This is a genomic window from Chitinophaga hostae (assembly GCF_018224885.1).
Lineage (GTDB): Bacteria > Bacteroidota > Bacteroidia > Chitinophagales > Chitinophagaceae > Chitinophaga > Chitinophaga hostae.
The window spans coordinates 43,219-63,590 of sequence record NZ_JAGTXB010000021.1 but is presented as its reverse complement, the minus strand read 5'-3'; the positions used below and the strand labels follow the sequence as shown (position 1 = coordinate 63,590).

The following is a 20,372-nucleotide window of genomic DNA, read 5'->3' as shown; positions in this document are numbered from 1 at the left end:
GCAAATTAATTCCCTTTGCGCGCAATCACATAAAACAGTGGGGGAAAATATCTTTTAAACCACAACAGTATTCTTTCTTCCCTGGCAATCAGTACCAGTTTTTTTCGTTTACGCATTGCCTTTAGAATATGTTGGGCACAGTAGGTAACAGACAATCCTTTTGTTTGTTTGGGGTCCATTTTTCCATAGGGCTCGCCGTTGGCCGTAATGGCTGCGAAGGTGATGGGAGTATGTACCCGGCCCGGGCACACGATGGTGGTATATAAGCGGGGAATAGGCTGTTCGGTTTGCAGGGTTTCAAAATAGCCCTGCAGGGCATGCTTGGCCGCATTATAACCGGAACGCCATGGGTATCCCATTAATCCAGCCATACTGCTGATAACGATGATTTGTCCGCCTCCCTGTGCCCTGAAATGAGGCAGCAGGGCCTGGGTGAGCATAACGGCGCCAAAAAAGTTCACCTCCATCAATTGCCGTACGGCGGCCACAGAGGTATCGATAAGTTTGGACCGCTGGGTTACGCCGGCATTATTCACGAGTACATCTATCTTCCCAAAGAATTCTAAAGCGCTTTTGGCGCCTTCATTGACCTGGGTTTCATCTGTAACATCCATCAACAATATTTCACAAAAGGGCGTGTACAGCAGGCATTCATTGCGCACGGCTTCCAGGGCGGGCCGGTTACGGGCAGCCAGTATGAGCCGGGCCTTTTCTTTTGCCAGCAAAAGCGCCAGCTCATGGCCTATCCCTGAGCTGGCGCCGGTAATGAATATGACTTTATCAGTAAAGTACATTCCCTGAATTGATTTAGGATTTCAGGGGTTTCAGCTTAATGTTTTTCCATCTTACCTTGATACCACCGCCGGAGTGGATCTGTAATGCAATCTGGCCATTGGCGGCGCCGATTTTAGCATCTTTCAGGGTAATCATTTCCTGTCCATTGAGCCAGGTGGTAACGTTATCTCCCTGTACCCTTACTTTCATGGTATTCCATTCACCCATTTTCAGGTATTTTTCTTTTTCCTTATCAGGTTGTATCAGCCATCCGCGGCCATAAGATTCGTAGATACCACCGGTATGCATGTTCGGAGGCGCTACTTCCGCCTGCCAGCCGGTAATTTTGGTACCCTCCAGGGATGAATGGAAAAATACACCGCTGTTGCCATTGGCTTCCTGTTTGAATTGTACGGTCAGTTCAAAATCTTTGTATTGACCATCAGTGCCGAGATAACCGTATTCCTTATCCGGACCGCTTTCGCAGATTAACTCACCATTTTCCACATACCATTTTTCTGTACCGTAGATTTTCCAGCCGTCCAGGTTCTTGCCGTTGAACAACGACTGTGATTTTTGGGCAAACGCGCTGCCGGTGCCGAGTAGCAAGGCGGATCCCAGCAGGAATTTAACAAAGGTTTTTTTCATAACACTGCATTTAGCGATTATCGGTTTATTGAATGAAGTTTAGCTTACAGAAAAAAAAGTCCCCCGGTAAAACCGGAGGACTCCAATATAAGGTCAATTTCCTGGATTTTGAATCAGAAAATTATCTGGCGATATTCACCGCTCTCTTTTCACGGATAACCGTTACTTTAATCTGGCCAGGATACTGCATTTCTGTTTGTATCTTATTGGCTATTTCGAATGATAAGCGATCTGCGTCGCCATCAGACACTTTATCACTTTCCACGATGATACGCAGTTCTCTACCTGCCTGTATAGCATAGGCTTTTTCCACGCCGTCGTGAGCCAGGGCCAGGTTCTCGAGATCTTTGATACGTTGCAGGTAGCTCTGCATAATTTCGCGGCGGGCGCCGGGACGGGCGCCGCTGATAGCATCACAGGCCTGTACGATCGGGGAAATAACATACTGCATTTCCATTTCATCGTGGTGAGCGCCGATAGCATTAACTACTGCAGCGTGTTCACCATATTTTTCGGCGAGCTTGGCGCCCAGCAGGGCGTGGCTCAGCTCAGTTTCTTCATCAGGTACTTTACCAATGTCGTGCAGTAAACCGGCACGTTTGGCGAGTTTGGGGTTTAAGCCCAGCTCAGCAGCCATTACCGCACACAAATTGGCGGTTTCTTTGGAGTGCATGAGCAGGTTTTGTCCGTAGGAAGAGCGGAAACGCATTTTACCTACAAGACGCACCAGTTCTTTATGCAGGCCATGGATACCAAGTTCGATCACGGTTCTTTCACCAATATCCATTACCTGTTCTTCCAGTTGTTTCTTTGTTTTTTCCACTACTTCTTCAATACGGGCAGGGTGAATACGACCATCCTGTACCAGGCGCTGTAAGGATAAACGTGCTATTTCACGGCGCAACGGGTCGAAGGAAGAGAGTACAATGGCCTCAGGGGTATCATCTACAATCAGATCCACACCGGTAGCCGCTTCAATGGCACGGATGTTACGGCCTTCACGACCGATGATCTGACCTTTTATTTCATCGCTTTCCAGGGTAAATACCGTAATGGTGTTTTCAATGGTTTGCTCTGCAGCAGTACGCTGAATAGACTGTATGATGATTTTTTTGGCTTCCTTGTTCGCTTTTAATTTAGCGTCTTCAATGATTTCCTGTATATGAGAGAGGGCCTGTGAGCGGGCTTCTTCTTTCAGGCTTTCCACCAGCTGGTGTTTGGCTTCTTCTGCTGTGAGGCCGGCTACTTTTTCAAGGCGGCGGATATGTTCTTCCTGGTGTTTTTCCAGTTCAGTACGCTTGATGGTGACCAGTTCCATCTGACGGTTCAGGGTTTCCTTGATCGCGTCGTTTTCATTTAATTGCTTCTGGATTTGCTCGTTTTTCTGGTTAAGGGCCTGCTCCTTCTGTTTGATACGATTTTCGGACTCTCCCAGTTTCTGATTACGCTGCAGTACATCTTTCTCGTACTCGCTCTTTAGTTGCAGGTATTTTTCTTTTGCTTCCAGCAGCCTGTCCTTCTTGAGATTTTCCGCACTGATCTGTGCATCTGCAATGATTTTCTTCGCCTGTGCCTCAGCTTCATCTATTTTATGCTGCGTATTTTTGGCAAAAATCACCTTACCTAGCACAATCCCAATGATCAATGCCACTACTGCAGCTATTGTCGTGATAAGTGTAACATCCATATGAATTATTTATACTTGATTTATGTAGTATCCTCATACCCATGTTGCTGCTAAAACACAACAGGGGCGAGAACTGACCCGCGAAAATACAAAAAAATAGCAGTTAAAGCGTCTTTGATACGTGATAATTAGCCAATTAGCTAATTCATTGTTTAGCAATGGGTAAGGTGATCAACCCAATGCCTGGTTGATAATTTCTTCCAGCTTTTCCAGCTTCTCCTGCAAAAAGGGTGCAGTGCTCGCCTGGGCTTTACCGCCGCTGGTTACAGGGTGTGTGGCGTACATAATAAGGGCCATAGCGATATAGTCCTGCAGGTCTTTCCCTGCATAGGAAGTCTTAAAATCGACAATCTTCTCATTCACTTCTTTCATAATACGACGAACTTCCGCTTCTTCTTCCGGTTTTATCTTGATCCGGTAAGAGCGGTCTGCCACTATTATGTTGATAGGAATGAGTTGTTCCATGATCTATGATTTTAGGTCAGCTGTTCAGCAAGGCGATGCAGCGGTCAATTTCCTTGATATAGTCATTGATTTTGCCGCGGATCTCCTTTTTGAAAGCCTCATCTTCTGCTGCTATGGTGGTACCTCCCTGGGCGGTGGATGCAATTTTCATCAGTTGCAGCCTTTCCTCCAGGCTTTGTAACGACTGTTGCTGCTGTTGCAGCTCCTGTTGTTGTATTTTGACTTCATCTTTCAGCAATACATTCTCCGCCTGCAGCTGCTGGAGTTTTTTTACCAGCAGTTGCAATCTTTCTTCAACGCGTTGAATGTATTGCTCCAGAACCATCTTTCAGTATCTTATTTTCTAATTTCTGCCTGTAACTGTGTTTCAAATGTTTTGATGAGTTTGTCCATTACCCCGTCAATCTCTTTGTCGGTAAGTGTTTTCTGAGGATCCAGGAAAGTAAAGCTTACGGCGTAAGACTTCTTATTAACACCCAGTTTTTCGCTCTCGAATACATCAAACAGATTTACCTGTTGTAACAGACCGGATTTCACACCCCTGGCGGCTGTTTCTACTGCCGCAAACTTCACCTGTTTGTCGAGTACCAGTGCCAGGTCCCTGCGAACTGCCGGGAAACGTGGGATTTCTTTGTAAAAGTTATCACTTTTTTGCAATAGTCCCAGTATTTTATCCCAGTTAAAGGTGGCGAACCAAACCGGCTGCCTGATATCAAACTGCTTCAGCTTCGCAGCAGCAACGCCTCCGAGGGTAACTACCACCTGGTTTTTTACTTTGATTTCCCAGGATGGTGTTAAGCCGGTTCCGGTGCTTTCTGCCCAGCTAAGCTGTTTATAGCCCAGCTGCCGGAGGATATTGATCACAAAACCTTTCAGGAAGTAAAAGTCTACCGGGCTGGTTTTATGCATCCACGTTTCAGTCGTTTGTCTGCCTGTCAAATACAGTACCAGGTGATTATTTTCACCATAACCCTTTTCCAGTACCTGGTAGGTTTTACCGAATTCGAAGAACAGCAGGTCTTCGTTTTTACGGTTCAGGTTGTGGGCAATGCTTTCCAGACCGGTTTCCAGCATCGATGGGCGCATGATATCCAGTTCTACGGTGAGACTGTTCATCATTTTCACGGCTGTTTCCAGTACTTCCGGCGTATAGTATTTGCTGTTAGTGATAGAGTTGGTAAAAATTTCATTAAACCCGTTGCCGGCCAGGTAGTTGGCTATTTTTTCCTTGATGCTTTCGGCATCCGGCTGCACGGAAAGGGCGGGTGAAATGGATATTTTAGATGGAATCTCAATGTTGTCAAGTCCATCGATCCGCATCACTTCTTCCACCAGGTCGGCCGGCAGGCTGATATCCGGTTTGCTGAATGGTACGGATACACGAAGACCTTCTGCCGATTCGGACAAGATATCAAAGCCCAGGCTGCGCAGGATATTTTTGATCTTATCGGCAGGGTAGTTACTGCCGCTGAGCTTACGGATATAGCTATACGTCGTTTCTACCTGTGTTTTTACTTTTACAGACGGATATACATCTATAATACCAGAAGCGGCTTTACCGCCGCAGAGGGTACAAATAAGATCCGCTGCACGTTGCAGGGCAAATACTACGTTGGAGATATCCACTCCTTTTTCAAAGCGGGAGGCCGCGTCTGTGCGCAGGCCGTGGCGGAAGGAGGTGGTCCGGATACCACCGGCGCTGAAAAATGCACTTTCCAGGAAAATGCTTTGTGTGGTATCAGATACGCCCGAATGTAAACCGCCGAATACGCCGGCAATACACATGCCTTCACCGGCGCCGTTACAGATCATGAGATCTGTGGCGTCCAGTTTTCTTTCTTTTTCATCGAGCGTTACGAAAGGAGTACCCTGCGGCAGATTTTTTACCACCACAGCGTTGCCTTTGATCGCGTTGGCGTCGAAAGCATGCAGGGGCTGACCGGTTTCATGCAGGATGAAATTGGTGATATCCACAATATTATTAATAGGACGAACACCGATGGCCGTCAGCTTACTTTTCAGCCATTCGGGAGAAGGCGCCACCTGTATACCGGTAATGGATATACCGGAATAACGGGGACAGGCATCCGTATTTTCGATGGTAATGCTGATGGATAAAGGGCTGGCTGCGGTGGGCAGTGCCTTTATTTCCGGCAGTTGTACCTGGTATTTGTGTGTTTGTTCCAGGTTGTTGAGGAAGGCGCATACATCCTTTGCCACGCCGATATGGCTCATGGCGTCCATGCGGTTGGGCGTAAGTCCTATCTCGAAGATATAATCGTTGGCCGGTTTAAACACTTCACTGGCGGGGGTGCCGGGTTGCAGGGAGGCATCCAGTACCATGATCCCGTCGTGACTGTTGCCAAGTCCTATTTCGTCTTCAGCGCAAATCATCCCCTGGCTTTCTTCACCGCGGATCTTTGCTTTTTTCATGGTCAGCGGTTCTCCACCCAGCGGATAAATGGTGGCGCCGATGGGGGCTACCACTACTTTCTGCCCTACTGCTACGTTAGGTGCACCGCATACAATGTGCAAAGGCTCGCCGTTGCCCGTGTTAACAGTGGTGAGTCGCAGCTTGTCTGCATTAGGGTGTTTTTCTGCCGTCAGTACTTCTCCGATCACCAATCCAGCCAGACTTCCTTTTACAGCTTCAAATTTTTCCAGGCTTTCCACCTCCAGGCCAATCCTGGTTAAAATGGTAGACAGTTCCTCCGGTGCAGGCTTCACCGGTAAATAATCACATAGCCAGTTGTATGAAATCGTCATTTATCTGCTCGGTTTATATAAGTGGCGTAAAGTTAGGAATAAAGCGGCTAAAGCGGAAAGCATAAAGCAAAAAGCACGTGGGAAGGGCGAAAGCGTTGGCGGGAGACAGCTGCTTACTGCTTTCCGCTTGCTGTTTTCTCCTGCTTTTATTGCTGATCCGGCCATGGTGCGGTGTTTTTGCAGCATGTGGAAAATCTTTTTACACAATGTGTGTGAATAATCGGACCTTCGCATGGGTATTTCTGTTGTTTTGGTGGATAACCATATCTTTGTCAGTGGATAACTGACAAAATGCTTGTGGATAACCTGTGTATGAGGCTTAATAAATTTAATACGAAGGGAGGGGTGTTAATCAAAAAAATGCCTTTACCTTAGTTTGTACGGCTTGCAAAAGTTTACAATTTCTTAAAGTAGCTATCACCCTGAAGAATGCAGGAAAATGCAGACATCGATTGTAAAAACAACTGGAAAGGCCCATTGACAGTAACCTTTTATTAACTTTTTTTAATACACTAACCATAAATGGATCTCAATCTTAAGAAGGACCGCAATGTGCGCAGAAAGCCGTCCATTGATGTGTCATCCTTGGTGTATGGCAAGATACCACCACAGGCTAAAGAATTGGAAGAAGCTGTTTTGGGAGCCGTAATGCTGGAAAAGGGAGCTTTTGACTCCGTCATCGAGATATTAAAAGGGGAGTGTTTTTACGTAGAAGCACACCAGATTATTTTTAGCGCCATGACCCGCCTGGCCGGAAAGTCAATGCCGGTAGATATTCTCACCGTAACAGAAGAGCTCAAGCTAATGGGTTCGCTGGAGCAGATAGGCGGCCCTTTTACCGTTATGAAGCTGACGAATATGGTGGTGTCTTCTGCAAATATTGAAGCGCATGCCCGTATTATCCTCCAGAAATTTATTCAGCGTGAACTGATTCGCATTTCCGGTGAAATACTGACGGAGTCTTATGAAGACACGGCCGATGTATTTGACCTGCTGGATAGCGCTGAGTCTAAACTCTTTGAAGTTACCAACAATCACCTTCGTAAAAACTACGACTCCATCGATCGTGTACTGGTAAATACCATGAAGCGTATCGAGGACCTGCGTAACAAGGGGGATGATATTACCGGGGTGCCATCCGGCTTCCCTTCACTGGACAAGGTTACTTATGGCTGGCAGTCTACCGATCTGATCATCATAGCAGCCCGTCCTTCTGTGGGTAAAACCGCTTTTGCGCTGAACCTGGCGCGTAATGCGGCCCTCCACCCCCGCTTTCCGAAAGGAGCAGCGGTATTTTCATTGGAAATGTCGTCCGGCCAGATTGTACAACGTATTCTTTCGGCCGAGTCAGAAATAAAGCTGGAAAAGATTTCCCGTGGTAAACTGGAAGAGTATGAAATGAAGAAGCTGATGACCCACGGTATCGAACGCCTGGCAAAAGCACCCATCTTCATCGATGATACCCCGGCCCTCAACATTTTTGAGTTGCGTGCTAAATGCCGCAGGCTGGTACACAACCACGGCGTAGGCGTTATCATCATCGACTATCTGCAGCTGATGAGCGGCGGCGGCGATGGTAAAGGTTCCAACCGTGAACAGGAGATCAGTAAAATTTCCCGTGACCTGAAAGGACTCGCAAAAGAGTTACAGGTACCGGTGATTGCGTTGTCGCAGTTGAGTCGTGATGTGGAAAAACGTAAAGATGGTAACAAAATGCCGCAGTTGAGCGATCTCCGTGAGTCCGGCGCCATCGAGCAGGATGCCGATATGGTAATGTTCCTCTATCGTCCTGAATACTATGAGATCAACACCAATGAAATGGGCGAATCCAATAAAGGTGAAACCCACGTTCGTATAGCCAAACACCGTAATGGTCAGCTGGATACCATCAGACTCAGGGCAGTACTGGAGTTTCAGCGTTTTGAAGATGATGGCAGCATTGACAATCCCGGTGGCGGCGGTAGTCCTTTTGCAGGTATCAGTCGCTCACCGCAAGGTGGCGGCGGTGGCAACGACGAAGCAAAACTGTATATACAGAAGGGATCCAAAATGAACGATATGAACTTCGATGAAGGTTTTGAGGATGCACCGTTCTAGCAGTTAGGCATTAGCTTTTAGCTGTTAGTAATGCAGCGGAGATTGAGTTTGGAAGATATCAGTTTTTGTTCGCAGGGACCTCTGCCAAACAGGAGGAGCGGTTACGCATATAAGGTTGCAACGGAAATCAAGTTTTTAGTAATAACAATAACGCATTAGCTTTAGCTATAATACTCATGCAGCGAAGGTCATCACATGATCTTCGCTGCATTCGTCTAACGGCTAACAGCTAAAAGCTAACAGCTAACAGCTGACATGAACTACCTGTACAGAAAATATAAAGCCCATTATAAAGATAATTTCAGTTTAGCCTACCCCGTAGTCATCTCACAGCTAGGCCATACTTTGGTGGCGTTATCAGACAGTATTATCATCGGGCATACCGGTAAGGTGCCGCTGGCAGCGGTGTCGTTGGGGAATGGTTTGTTTTCCGTTTTTATGGTGGCGGGTATAGGCATGTCTTATGGCCTTACGCCGCTGATTGCCCAGGAGAACGGGCGTGGCAATAAAAGCGCTATCGGTTTTTTGCTGAGCCATAGCCTGATCATCAATATGGTGGTGGGGATCTTATTGTCGGCCGTTATTTATATCGGCGCCAACCATTTATCTTTTCTCCACCAGGAGGCCGATGTCGCCGAACAGGCAAGACCTTTCCTGCGCTATCTCGGATTTTCCTTTATACCGCTGATGTTGTTCCTTTCCTTTAAACAGTTTGCTGAAGGACTCGGCTTTACGCGTCAGGCAATGAACATCAGTATCATCGGAAACGTGATCAATATTATTATCGGGATTACACTGGTGTATGGCTTGTTTGGGATGCCCCGGCTGGGAGTAATAGGTGTGGGAATTGCCACATTTACTGACAGGTTAATTATGGGTATCACCATGACCCTGTATGTGTTGAGGGCGCCACGTTTTAAACCTTTTCTGCAGTCGTTCGGATTTAAAAATCTGCAAGCTGCTGCCATCAAAAAAATACTGGGGATTGGTACCCCGGTTGCGATGCAATATCTTTTTGAAGTGAGCGCATTCAGCGGGGCGGCTGTAATGGTAGGCTGGATGGGGGCCGCGGAGCTGGCTGCCCACCAGATTGCATTGAGCCTGGCAGCCATGACCTATATGATGGCCAGTGGTATTTCCGCTGCCGCCGGTATTAAAAGCGGTAATAATTTTGGTAAAAAGGACTTTGGCGCGCTACGTTTATCGGCCATCGCCAGTTACCACATGGTATTGTTGCTGATGGGCGGGGCTGCATTGTTATTCACCTTAGGCAACCGCCTGCTCCCTTCTTTTTATATCCAGGATCCGCAGGTGATTCACATTGCCTCAGGATTGCTGATCATCGCGGCTTTCTTCCAGTTATTTGATGGTATGCAGGTGGTTGGATTGGGTATCCTGCGTGGCCTGGGCGATGTGCGTGTGCCTACCGTTATTACACTGCTGGCCTACTGGGTACTTGGTATACCTTTGGGCTACCTGTTGGGTATCAAACTCGGCTACGGCGTTGAAGGCGTGTGGTGGGCACTGTTGCTGGGATTACTGGTGGCCTCCGTGTTGCTGTTTATACGGTTTCACATCAAAACAAAAAAATTATCGGGTCAGTAGGCACCTCCCGTTATTCACCTGATGAATGCGCTGCTTATCTTCGTGCATCAGGAATCATCATCATTATAATCATCAGAGTATGGATTTGCCAGTTTTTTATGCGCCCGATATATTGCCCGAAGCCACTGCCTATACCATGAATGAGGATACCTCTAAGTACTGTATACAGGTACTCCGTCATGAAAAGGGAGATAAAGTACTACTGGCAGATGGCCGTGGACATAAGTTTACTGCTGACATCACGGACGATAACCGTAAAAAATGCGTGGTACGCATACTGGACAGAGAAACGGTGCCACCGCCTGCACGGGCGCTTCGTGTAGCCATCTCTTTTACCAAAAATGCTGCCCGTATTGAATGGTTTCTTGAAAAGGCTACAGAAATAGGCATTCAAACCATTATCCCGCTTGTGACCCAGCGTACCGAGAAAGAAAAGATAAAAGCAGAACGCTTGCAGAACATCCTGGTGTCGGCTATGCTGCAGTCGCAGCAATTTTATTTGCCCGACCTGCAGGAGCCGCAGGCCTTTGATAAAGTAATTAAGCATCATCATGATCCGCAACGGCTGATCGCACACTGTTTACCCGAACAAAAACAGGCGTTGCGTGACGTGCTGCAACCCGGAAAAGATACACTGATACTGATAGGACCAGAAGGGGATTTTACTCCCGATGAAATAAAAGGGGCGCTGGAGGAGGGTTTTGTACCAGTGTCACTGGGAAATACCCGGCTGCGTACAGAAACAGCCGGTATGGTGGCGGTAGCGATAATTGCGACTAGCTTTTAGCGATGCAGCGGATTTTTTCTTGCCCAGGATTAGCCGTGATTTTGATGATTCCAAGGATTTTTTCTTTTTTGATTTTAAAAGATTTGGGAAGATCTAAGCGGATAAATTCGCTTAGATCTTCCCAAATCTTTTAAAATCAAATTATAATCACAAGAAAAAATCCTTGGAATCATCAAAATCACGGCTAATCCTGGGCAAGAAAAAATCCGCTGCATTGCTAAAAACTAGTGCGGTTCCTTCAGTTCTACCGGTTTTCCTTTAGCCGGTTTCCTAACCCGCATATTCAGCATTTCTACTCCAAAGGAAAACGCCATAGCAAAGTATACATAGTTTTTCAGGTGCATGTTGTGTGCCTGCTCTGCATCCCATCCTTCAATGATGAGGATAGCGCCTACCATCACCAGGAAGGAAAGGGCCAGCATTTTAAGCGTGGGATGTTTATGGATAAAGTCGCTGATCCGGGGGGCAAAAAGGAACATAACGATCATGGCTATGATAACGGCAACAATCATGATGGGCACTTGTTTTGCCAGTCCTACGGCGGTAATGATACTATCGAAAGAGAAGACGGTATCGATCAGGATAATTTGTCCAACGATATTCATAAAGGAGGCGGCAGGCTTACCCGGCTTGCTGAGGTCCGCTGTATCTTCGTCTCCTTCCAGCTTGTGGTGGATTTCGAGCGTGGTTTTAATCAGCAGGAAGATACCGCCGCCCAGCATGATAAGGTCGCGCAGACTGAAGCCATGACCGCCGATGCTGAACAGGGGATGTACTGCTTTTACGATGTAGCCGATGCAAAGCAGCAGCACGATACGGATGGCCATACCGGCAAACATCCATACACGGCGGGCTGCGGGTCTTTTTTCAGGGGTTAGCCTGTTCAATACAATAGAAACAAAGATGACATTGTCTATGCCCAGTACGATTTCCATGAGCACCAATGTCAGTAAACTGATGAGCGATTCTGCTGTGAGAAGCTGTTCCATATAGGTTGAATAGATAGAGATGATGCGATGTTACTGACGCAGTCCGGCACAGATCTTTTTTACAATGGCCGGCCCTTCATAAATGAAGCCCGTATACACCTGTACCAGGGAAGCGCCGGCATCCAGTTTTTCCTGTGCGTCTTCCGCAGTGAAAATACCGCCTACCGCTATGATGGGGATGGTGCCCTGGCTGTTGGTATGAATGTAACGGATCACTTCTGTGGCTTTTCGTTTTACCGGGAGCCCGCTAAGACCGCCCGCGCCGATATCATTTACTTCTGCCGCAGGCGTTTTTAATCCTGCCCGGCTGATAGTGGTATTGGTAGCCACGATACCGGCCAGTTGGGTTTCTTTTATAATTTCAATGATATCATCCAGTTGCTCGGTGGTCAGGTCAGGCGCTATTTTAAGCAGGATGGGTTTAAGCCTGGGTTTCTGTGTATTTAATACCTGCAGGTGGTGCAGCAGTTGTTTTAAAGGCTCTTTTTCCTGTAAGGCGCGCAGGTTAGGCGTATTGGGAGAGCTTACATTTACCACGAAATAGTCTACTACATCATACAGCGCATGAAAACATTTCTCATAATCGCTTACCGCCTCTTCATTCGGGGTGATTTTGTTTTTCCCGATGTTGCCTCCTACGATAATATTGGATTTTTTGCGTTGTAACCGCCTGGCAGCGGCTGGCGCTCCTTCGTTGTTAAAGCCCATGCGGTTAATGAGGGCCTTGTCTTCCGGTAAACGGAACAAACGTGGTTGCTCGTTTCCTGGCTGGGGCAGCGGGGTTACCGTGCCTATTTCTACAAAGCCGAAACCCAGGCAGGCCAGTTCGTCGATGTATTTGGCGTCTTTGTCAAAGCCGGCTGCCAGTCCTACCGGGTTGGAAAATTTCAGTCCGAAAAGTTCGCGTTCCAGTCCCCTGGTTTTTACGCCGCAGAAGGCATTCAGAACGGATTTGCCCAGTGGCAGGGAATATATTGTCTTCATACCACGCATTACGCTGTGGTGAATATTTTCCGGCGGATAGCGGAAAAGGAATTTTTTGATCAGGTTGTACATTGCGGGGACAAAGATAACTAGCTTTTATGTGATTTTTGTGTTTCTCCAGACGCAGGAAGTACGGTTTACCCCCTATTAAATTTTTATAAAATGGCTGCAGCGGGCATTTTTGAGTATTTGTACGCAAAGATTTTTACATCGGGTGTGAATCTTAGAAATCAAATAAAACCTGCCTATATTTGCTGCTCATCATGCTGGAACTTCAAACATTTGAAGCATTATTCAGGGAAAACCATGCTCACTGCCTGGCCTTTGCTACCCACTACACGGGAGATCCCCATGTAGCGGAGGAGATTGTGCAACAGGTATTCCTGCGTTTGTGGGAGAAACGGGAAACGATCACTATTGCGGGCCCTGTAAAAGCATATTTGTTTTCCGCTATCCGTAATACGGCCATTAGTCAATGGCGGAAGGATGTTGTGCGTTCGGAAAAGGAGACTGGTTATGGGAAGGTAAAGGAAACAACAACAGGCGCGGGGGAAGAGGTAAAGGAACTGGAACGGCTATACCGGCAGGCCCTGGATCGCCTACCGGAACGCTGCCGGGAGGTATTTGTGCTCAGCCGCCAGCAGAACATGAAATATGCAGAGATAGCCAGCGCCATGAATATTTCCGTGAAAACGGTTGAAAATCAAATGGGAAAGGCGTTAAAGATCCTGCACCAGGAGTTGAAGGAATACCTGCCGCTGCTGACGGGATTTTTGTTTTGAAAAAAGTTTCAGGGCGTATGGGGGCATCCGTGTTTTCCATGCGTCTTATTGATATAAAATGCCCGGAGGGCGACTGTAAAACTTACAACAACTAATGACACCATCTTTACCCAACGAGGCAATGCCCGATGAGGCACTGTACACCTTGCTCTGCAAGTATCTGCTGAATGAAGCAGATGCAGAGGAGCGTGCATGGGTAGAGGATTGGAAAGATATCGACCCCGGTAACACCGCCCTGCTCAGTTCACTGGCCAAAGTACTGGATACCGCCGCAGCCAGTGAGCAAGCCGTAGCCGCAGATACCGATTTTGCCTGGTCGCAGCTCAGCGGGAAAATAGAAGAGAAACCGGTATTGATAGCTATCAGACCCAAAAACCGTTTCCTCTGGCTGAAAATTGCCGCCGTACTGTTGGTGGCATTTGGAGCCGGATGGTGGTTCCTGGTTGGTAATCAGCCACAGCAAATATATGCAGGCCCTGTAAAGGCAACTCTGCAGGATGGCAGCAGTGTGAAATTATTGGCGGCCGCCAGGCTGGAAGTAGCCAGGGGCTTTAATAACCGTAACAGGAAGGTGAGTCTTACCGGTACCGCTTCATTTGATGTAAGCGGCAGCGCCGATAATCCTTTTGTGATTACCCTGGGCCGTACCGATGTAAAAGTACTGGGCACCCGGTTTATGATCAATTATCAGCCCGGCTCCGACATGCTTAAAGTGCATGTAAGCAGTGGTAAGGTAATGGTGATAGATCATGATAAAAAAGATAGCGTGGTGCTGACCGATGGGATGCTGTTGCAAAAAGACAATAACCGTCCTGTATTTCGTATAGCCTCCCATGTTACTGATATGGGAACAAGATCATTGTCCTTTACAGACACACCTCTGGAAGAAGTATTGCATACTATTACTGAAGTGTACGATATCAAGGTGGAAGTAGCTGATACAGATCTGCTTAAACTGCCCGTTCGCGCTGACTTTACCGGCGAATCCGCAGATGATGTGATTAAAACCCTGTCGCTGATGTTGAATGCGGGGTATGAAAAAATAAACAATCGGCAATATAAATTGAAATAGCCGTTAGCCATTAGCTTTCAGCTTTTAGCAAATTGCAGCGAAGACCACCCTTTATGATCTTCGCTGCAATTTGCTAAAAGCTGAAAGCTAATGGCTAACAGCTCCACTGTCACCTCTCAATCTCGTAATCTATGTCGTTAGCCGGAAAACTGCTGACGGGAATATTTATATTATGTTTCCCCCTGAGTGTTTTTGGGTGGGATTGGCAAACAAGAGTAACGGTAATAGTAAAGGACCAGCCAATAGAGGCGGTATGTGCATTACTGGAAAAGGAATATGGTATTCATTTTTCATATAGCAGGGAACTTGTCAGCTTATCCCGGAAAGTTACGTTAACAGCCCATAACCAGCGACTAAAAAAACTACTGGAAGATCTGTTTGCCCCGGATGATATCAGGTTTACCCGTGTAGGCGACCAGTTGGTGTTATCGCATGCCCGGCGTAACACCCACACCATCAGCGGCTATATTAAGGATGCGGTAAGCGGGGAAACGCTTATTGGGGCCACCGTATATGCGCCCGGGTTAAAACAGGGTACCACTACTAATCAATACGGCTTTTTCAGCTTAACCACCGTGAGGGATTCCAATAGCCTGGTGATTTCCTATATTGGCTACAGGCCCTATTTACAACCGGTATCTTTAAAAGGCGATCAGCTCCTGAATATTAATTTACAGCCGTTGGGCAGCCTCCGGGAAGTGGTGATCAGCGGGAAGGAGAAAACCAAACTGCAGGAACAAACACAGATGAGTAAGATAACACTATCTTCCACTGAGCTACAGGCCATGCCTCAACTGTTGGGGGAAGTGGATGTGATGCGTACCCTGCAGTCTTTGCCCGGTGTAAGCGGGGGGATGGATGGCGCCGGCGGACTTTATGTAAGAGGCGGCAGCCCGGATCAGAACCTGGTGCTGATGGACGGTACACCTGTATTTAATTTCTCCCATTTTTTCGGCGTGTATTCGTTGCTGAATGCCAACGTGGTAAAAACCACCGACCTGTATAAAGGCGCCTTCCCCGCGCGTTTTGGCGGGAGGCTATCTTCTGTAGTGGATATTGCAATGAAAGAAGGCGATATGAAAGCATATCACGGAGATGTATCGATAGGGCTTATAGCGGCTAAATTCAATATAGAAGGGCCTATTATAAAAGATAAAACATCTTTCATTGTATCGGCCCGGCGCTCTTATCCTGACCTGCTACTGAATGCAGCGCTCAAGTCAGATAATACCCTGGGAACCGGCGGTGATTTTAAAGCCTTCTTTTATGATATCAATGCAAAAGTGAATCATATTTTTTCACCAAAGGACCGGCTGTTTCTTAGTTTTTATAAGGGAGAAGATAACCTGCTGGTGAAGCAAACAACTATCGATAGCACAGGAGCCGGCAACCCGGCAGGATTTAACCTGCAAAGCACTAAATTCCAGATGGGTTGGGGCAACACCATTGCAGCGCTGCGCTGGAATCATATTTACGGGCCGCGCCTGTTTTCCAATATTACATTGAACTATTCCCAATATTCTTTTTTTACACAATACGAGCACCGGTACCAGTTGCCTGGCACCGGCGAATTATCTAACGTGTATGGAAAGTATAGTTCCAGGATGGAGAACAGCGGCGGAAGAATAGATTTCGATTACCGCCCCAATCCCCAACATGCCGTCAGGTTTGGCGCTATTACTACCATGCATTATTTCAAACCCGGTAATTCTTCGTTCCAGGACAAGGGCAGCCCTGTAAAGCCACTGGATACACTGCCATCGTCTATGCGTATTACCGGCGCTGAATTGTCGATGTATGCCGAAGATGACTGGCAGCTGGGATCAAACCTGTTTACCAATATTGGTGTGCACGCATCCGCGTTCCTGGTGGAAGGCCGCTTTTACTATTCACTGCAGCCGCGGCTGGGGTTACGTTATGTATTGCCACGCAACTGGGCGGTAAAGGCTTCCTACACGCATATGAACCAGTATATTCACCTGCTGTCGAGCAATGGCACCACGTTGCCTACCGATATATGGGTGCCGTCCACACAGCGGGTAGCTCCTATGTTTTCAAAACAGGTGGCAGCAGGTGTGGCTAAAACTTCTGCTAACGGGAAGTATGAATTTACGCTGGAAGGTTATTACAAGTCGATGCATAATATGATTGAAAATAAGGAGAATAATACTATTCTAACCCCGCTGCCGGCGCGCTGGGACGAAAATGTAGCCGTTGGTAAAGGGTGGAGCTACGGGTCGGAAGTAATGCTGCAGAAGAAAAAAGGCAGTACCACCGGGTGGATTGGGTATACCTTGTCCTGGTCTACACGGCGTTTTCCCGGCATCAACAATGATAAGATCTACCCTTACAAATACGATCAGCGGCACGAACTGGAACTGGTGCTGATGCAGCGGCTCGGGAAACACTGGGAGTTATCAGCTTCCTGGCATTATAATTCCGGTACGCCTATCACGCTGCCGGTATCCTCTTACGCAGGTATTGATAACCCATCACCATGGGATCCCAGTGTTGGTCATACTTCCATTGACCGGTATGAGAACTGGAATAATTACCGTTCCGCAGATGTACACCGGCTGGATATCGGGATTACCCATACCAAGCAAAAGAAACGCTGGAGCAGAAGCTGGAATGTCAGCATATTCAACGTATACAATCGGAAAAATCCATTTGTTTATACGATCAACGACGATCCTGACACGCATAAAAGATACCTTATACAGGCAACTATATTGCCCATATTACCCAGTGTTACATATGCTATTAAATTTTAAGGAGATGAATATGAAATATTTTTTCGTAGGCGCGATAGGGTTAGTAACGTTATTAACTTCCTGTTCCAAGCAGGTAGAGATACAGTTGCCTTATGAAGGCGATAAAATAGTGGTGAATACGCTGATACAGCCGGATAGTGTGGTATACGTGCGGGTTACCCGCAGTGTACCATCCGATGTATTTGATGACAGTGGCTATAAGGATATTCCCGGCGCAACGGTGACGCTTACGGAAGATGGCCTGCCGGTGGCTCCCATGCAAGTGCAGGAGATCAAAGGACTCTTCTGGTATGTGTCGCAAAAAAAGGCAGTACGGGGAAAGCAGTATGCGGTAGCAGTAGCTGCCCCTGGATTGCAATCGGTAACGGCAACGGATACACTGCCTTTTCCACCGGTGATAAAAAATGCCGCTGCACAAAGGAATACTAACCGTGTACAGTTTACGCTGAAAGACTGCCCCGGTACGGGCGATTATTACCGGATCAGGATCTATGTGTCTGATACCAGCGGGGAATATGGGGGATTCCGGCCTTTCCGGCTTGACCCGGCCTTTAATAACAACCTGGTGGACTTCTTTACCAAAAGCAACTATAACAGTCTTGTAATGACTGATGAGCGCTTCGATGGTAAAGAGGTAAATTTTGTATTGCAAACAGCCGATCCCATCAACAGCTATAGTCGGGTAACCGTAGAAGTAAGCACGCTTACTTATAACACCTGGAAATATTTTAGCACGGTAATACCGCAAAAGGGCGATGGTGGTAATATTATCATAGGCTCTCCGGTCAGGGTATTTACAAACGTGCAAAATGGCTATGGTATTGTTGGCGGCATCAATACCAGGAAACTGGTGTTCAAAGTAGAATAATACAACCATTGATCGAAAGCATTCAAACACAGCAGTGCCCGCCTGATCAAACCAGGCGGGCACTTCAATTTTATCTCCGCTCATCATATTAACCGCGTTAGTCATATTAATCAGCGTCTTTTTTCCTCTTTGCGTAACTCGTTTTCCTGATCCGATCATTCCACCTGTAATTCCTTCTTTATTTTCGTGCAGTAATCAATACCCCGGAGTATTTAGCGAAACATAAAATACATCCGTTGTTTGTAACACCATTTTCAGATTGTAAAGAATGATGAATAAAGTCCTGACAGCGGCCGGTTTACGGCCGCTGGAGGCACAAATCCATAGACCCATGTGTAATTACCAGACATTATATCACGGCGCTGCGGGATATGTTATCCGTTGCCCGCATTGTAAAGGAATTCAGCTTGCTTTTGGCACTACGGTTGTTAACCTTGATAGTACAGAGTTTGAATGTTTTAAAAAAATGGTCACCCGGCTGGCGGATGACCACTATTCCTCAACGGAAAATGAAAAAATGATTTGTTTGCCCTTACCGGCCGATCATGTGATGATGCTGGTAACGCCCGCTGAAATAATTGCACTGGCAAATATGACGGCGGAAGTACAGGCGCTGCTGGATGTTTATGATATACTGGAAACATCTGCTTCTTCTGCCGACTAGTGATGAAAACCACCGCTTTCTTTTTGTGTCAGTGGTGTTCTTACCGGGTTGTCTTCAAAGTATTTTACACAACGCGCGTAATCTGCTATCAGCATATCGGCCATATCGCGGCTAAATCCATGGCGGACCAGCACCCGCTGTACCACAATATCACTGGCATCGCCGGTGAGTGGATAAGAGGCGATCTGCCACCCACGTGAACGGATCTTATCGGAGATATCATACAGCGTAAAGCCATGGTCACCTGTTTTCAATGTCCAGCAGGCGCCGGGCAACCCACCCTTGCCGTTATAAAGAATATCAAAATGCCCCAGCTTTTCAATTGCTTCGGCGATATAGGCCGCGTGATCGAGACAAGCCTGTTGTAACTTCCTGTAGCCCTCCCTGCCATGCCGCAGGAGATTATAATACTGTGCTACTATTTGCCCGCCAGGCCTGGAAAAGTTCAACGCAAACGTAGGCATATCGCCACCCAGGTAATCTACTCTGAAGATCAGGTCTTCCGGTAAATCTTCTTTTTCCCGCCATACTACCCAACCCACACCCAATGGGCTCAGTCCGTATTTGTGGCCGGATACATTGATGGATTTTACACGCGGAATCCTAAAGTCCCATACCAGGTCGGGGCTGACAAATGGTGCAATGAATCCACCACTGGCGGCATCCACATGAATGGGAATATTCCAGCCTTTTTCTTTTTGCAGCTTATCGAGGACCTTTGCAATTTCTGCCACTGGTTCATACATGAGTGTGAACGTAACACCGAAAGTAGGTACTACGCCAATAGTATTTTCATCAGCCAGCTCCAGTACCTTTTCCGGAGTTAGGTTGTAACGGCCATGTTCCATGCCTACTTCACGGAGCTCTACATCAAAGTACCTGGCAAATTTATGCCAGCATACCTGCACCGCGCCGCAAATAAGATTCGGTTTATCGGTTGACTTGCCTTCTTTTTGCCTGCGCTTCCGCCATTGCCATTTAAGTGCGAGCCCGCCCAACATGGCGGCCTCACTCGATCCGGTGGTGCTGCAACCCATTGTGGTAGCACTTTCCGGGGCATTGAACAAATCAGCTAAAATATGTACACACCTGTTTTCAATTTCAGCCGTTTGCGGATATTCATCTTTGTCGATCATATTTTTATCCAGACATTCATTCATTAATTTGTGCACATACTCATCCAGCCATGTCTGGCAAAAAGTAGCAAGATTCATCCTGGAATTGCCATCCAGCATTAATTCATCATGTACCAGGTGATATACGGTACGCATATCCTGCGCCTCACCAGGCATTTTATATTTAGGAATACTCTCCTTACTGTCTGCAGACGCATACAATCCTAAACGGGAATTTTCATTCTCCTTCTTTTTGATAAATAATGGCATAACAATGTGGGCTTTATTGTTAGAA

At 47.0% G+C, this 20,372-nt stretch carries 17 protein-coding genes; 8 read left to right on the top strand and 9 right to left on the bottom strand.

Annotation, left to right across the window (positions count from 1 at the left end; translation table 11 throughout):
• Nucleotides 1-5: 5 nt before the first annotated feature.
• From KE626_RS28465 to pheT, 6 genes are all read right to left on the bottom strand, one after another.
• Nucleotides 6-794, bottom strand: a complete 789-nt coding sequence (locus KE626_RS28465; RefSeq protein WP_211976462.1) for an SDR family oxidoreductase — start codon at nt 792-794, stop codon at nt 6-8.
• 13 nt (nt 795-807) lie between these two features.
• On the bottom strand, nt 808-1,422 hold the full coding sequence (locus KE626_RS28460; protein WP_211976461.1) for a 3-keto-disaccharide hydrolase: 615 nt from the start codon (nt 1,420-1,422) through the stop codon (nt 808-810).
• Nucleotides 1,423-1,543: 121 nt separating this feature from the next.
• The gene (gene rny, locus KE626_RS28455; RefSeq protein ID WP_211976460.1) at nt 1,544-3,109 is read right to left on the bottom strand and encodes a ribonuclease Y; all 1,566 of its coding nucleotides are present in this window, start codon (nt 3,107-3,109) and stop codon (nt 1,544-1,546) included.
• A 171-nt stretch (nt 3,110-3,280) separates the two neighbouring features.
• Nucleotides 3,281-3,574: a cell division protein ZapA gene (locus tag KE626_RS28450; protein WP_133807230.1), complete on the bottom strand. Its 294-nt coding sequence runs from the start codon at nt 3,572-3,574 to the stop codon at nt 3,281-3,283.
• Nucleotides 3,575-3,590: 16 nt separating this feature from the next.
• Complete coding sequence (locus tag KE626_RS28445; protein ID WP_211976459.1) at nt 3,591-3,899, bottom strand: hypothetical protein; 309 nt, start codon at nt 3,897-3,899, stop codon at nt 3,591-3,593.
• A gap of 11 nt (nt 3,900-3,910) precedes the next feature.
• Nucleotides 3,911-6,340: a phenylalanine--tRNA ligase subunit beta gene (pheT, locus tag KE626_RS28440; protein WP_211976458.1), complete on the bottom strand. Its 2,430-nt coding sequence runs from the start codon at nt 6,338-6,340 to the stop codon at nt 3,911-3,913.
• A gap of 522 nt (nt 6,341-6,862) precedes the next feature.
• Here pheT and dnaB point away from each other — a divergent pair.
• From dnaB to KE626_RS28425, 3 genes are all read left to right on the top strand, one after another.
• On the top strand, nt 6,863-8,437 hold the full coding sequence (dnaB, locus tag KE626_RS28435; protein WP_211976457.1) for a replicative DNA helicase: 1,575 nt from the start codon (nt 6,863-6,865) through the stop codon (nt 8,435-8,437).
• A gap of 255 nt (nt 8,438-8,692) precedes the next feature.
• Nucleotides 8,693-10,042 (top strand): MATE family efflux transporter, encoded by a 1,350-nt coding sequence (locus KE626_RS28430; protein WP_249207754.1) that lies wholly within the window; start codon nt 8,693-8,695, stop codon nt 10,040-10,042.
• Nucleotides 10,043-10,121: 79 nt separating this feature from the next.
• The gene (locus KE626_RS28425; RefSeq protein WP_211976456.1) at nt 10,122-10,829 is read left to right on the top strand and encodes a 16S rRNA (uracil(1498)-N(3))-methyltransferase; all 708 of its coding nucleotides are present in this window, start codon (nt 10,122-10,124) and stop codon (nt 10,827-10,829) included.
• Between the two features lie 224 nt (nt 10,830-11,053).
• Here KE626_RS28425 and KE626_RS28420 read toward each other — a convergent pair whose 3' ends face one another.
• The gene (locus KE626_RS28420; RefSeq protein WP_211976455.1) at nt 11,054-11,818 is read right to left on the bottom strand and encodes a TerC family protein; all 765 of its coding nucleotides are present in this window, start codon (nt 11,816-11,818) and stop codon (nt 11,054-11,056) included.
• Nucleotides 11,819-11,848: 30 nt separating this feature from the next.
• On the bottom strand, nt 11,849-12,874 hold the full coding sequence (locus KE626_RS28415; protein ID WP_211976454.1) for a quinone-dependent dihydroorotate dehydrogenase: 1,026 nt from the start codon (nt 12,872-12,874) through the stop codon (nt 11,849-11,851).
• Between the two features lie 179 nt (nt 12,875-13,053).
• Here KE626_RS28415 and KE626_RS28410 point away from each other — a divergent pair, with 179 nt between their 5' ends.
• From KE626_RS28410 to KE626_RS28390, 5 genes are all read left to right on the top strand, one after another.
• Entirely contained in the window at nt 13,054-13,584 is a 531-nt protein-coding gene (locus KE626_RS28410; protein ID WP_211976453.1) for an RNA polymerase sigma-70 factor, read from the top strand.
• Between the two features lie 94 nt (nt 13,585-13,678).
• On the top strand, nt 13,679-14,656 hold the full coding sequence (locus KE626_RS28405) for a FecR family protein (RefSeq protein ID WP_211976452.1): 978 nt from the start codon (nt 13,679-13,681) through the stop codon (nt 14,654-14,656).
• A gap of 131 nt (nt 14,657-14,787) precedes the next feature.
• The gene (locus KE626_RS28400; protein WP_211976449.1) at nt 14,788-17,430 is read left to right on the top strand and encodes a TonB-dependent receptor; all 2,643 of its coding nucleotides are present in this window, start codon (nt 14,788-14,790) and stop codon (nt 17,428-17,430) included.
• 4 nt (nt 17,431-17,434) lie between these two features.
• Complete coding sequence (locus tag KE626_RS28395; RefSeq protein WP_211976447.1) at nt 17,435-18,298, top strand: DUF4249 domain-containing protein; 864 nt, start codon at nt 17,435-17,437, stop codon at nt 18,296-18,298.
• A 268-nt stretch (nt 18,299-18,566) separates the two neighbouring features.
• A complete protein-coding gene (locus KE626_RS28390; RefSeq protein WP_211976445.1) occupies nt 18,567-18,962 on the top strand; it encodes a DUF6686 family protein in 396 nt (131 codons plus the stop codon).
• On the opposite strand, the gene gad is transcribed toward KE626_RS28390, so the two are convergent.
• Nucleotides 18,959-20,347, bottom strand: coding sequence for a glutamate decarboxylase (gene gad / locus KE626_RS28385; RefSeq protein ID WP_211976444.1), 1,389 nt, complete (start codon nt 20,345-20,347; stop codon nt 18,959-18,961). The two genes, KE626_RS28390 and gad, sit on opposite strands and share 4 nt — an antisense overlap.
• Nucleotides 20,348-20,372 lie beyond the last annotated feature (25 nt).

Coding starts and splice junctions, on each gene's coding strand:
- pheT (WP_211976458.1), bottom strand. CDS start 6,340: ATGACGATTTCATACAACTGGCTATGTGATTATTTACCGGTGAAGCCT.
- KE626_RS28405 (WP_211976452.1), top strand. CDS start 13,679: ATGACACCATCTTTACCCAACGAGGCAATGCCCGATGAGGCACTGTAC.
- KE626_RS28430 (WP_249207754.1), top strand. CDS start 8,693: ATGAACTACCTGTACAGAAAATATAAAGCCCATTATAAAGATAATTTC.
- KE626_RS28465 (WP_211976462.1), bottom strand. CDS start 794: ATGTACTTTACTGATAAAGTCATATTCATTACCGGCGCCAGCTCAGGG.
- dnaB (WP_211976457.1), top strand. CDS start 6,863: ATGGATCTCAATCTTAAGAAGGACCGCAATGTGCGCAGAAAGCCGTCC.
- KE626_RS28390 (WP_211976445.1), top strand. CDS start 18,567: ATGATGAATAAAGTCCTGACAGCGGCCGGTTTACGGCCGCTGGAGGCA.
- KE626_RS28450 (WP_133807230.1), bottom strand. CDS start 3,574: ATGGAACAACTCATTCCTATCAACATAATAGTGGCAGACCGCTCTTAC.
- KE626_RS28400 (WP_211976449.1), top strand. CDS start 14,788: ATGTCGTTAGCCGGAAAACTGCTGACGGGAATATTTATATTATGTTTC.
- KE626_RS28445 (WP_211976459.1), bottom strand. CDS start 3,899: ATGGTTCTGGAGCAATACATTCAACGCGTTGAAGAAAGATTGCAACTG.
- KE626_RS28460 (WP_211976461.1), bottom strand. CDS start 1,422: ATGAAAAAAACCTTTGTTAAATTCCTGCTGGGATCCGCCTTGCTACTC.
- gad (WP_211976444.1), bottom strand. CDS start 20,347: ATGCCATTATTTATCAAAAAGAAGGAGAATGAAAATTCCCGTTTAGGA.
- KE626_RS28425 (WP_211976456.1), top strand. CDS start 10,122: ATGGATTTGCCAGTTTTTTATGCGCCCGATATATTGCCCGAAGCCACT.
- rny (WP_211976460.1), bottom strand. CDS start 3,109: ATGGATGTTACACTTATCACGACAATAGCTGCAGTAGTGGCATTGATC.
- KE626_RS28415 (WP_211976454.1), bottom strand. CDS start 12,874: ATGTACAACCTGATCAAAAAATTCCTTTTCCGCTATCCGCCGGAAAAT.
- KE626_RS28420 (WP_211976455.1), bottom strand. CDS start 11,818: ATGGAACAGCTTCTCACAGCAGAATCGCTCATCAGTTTACTGACATTG.
- KE626_RS28395 (WP_211976447.1), top strand. CDS start 17,435: ATGAATATGAAATATTTTTTCGTAGGCGCGATAGGGTTAGTAACGTTA.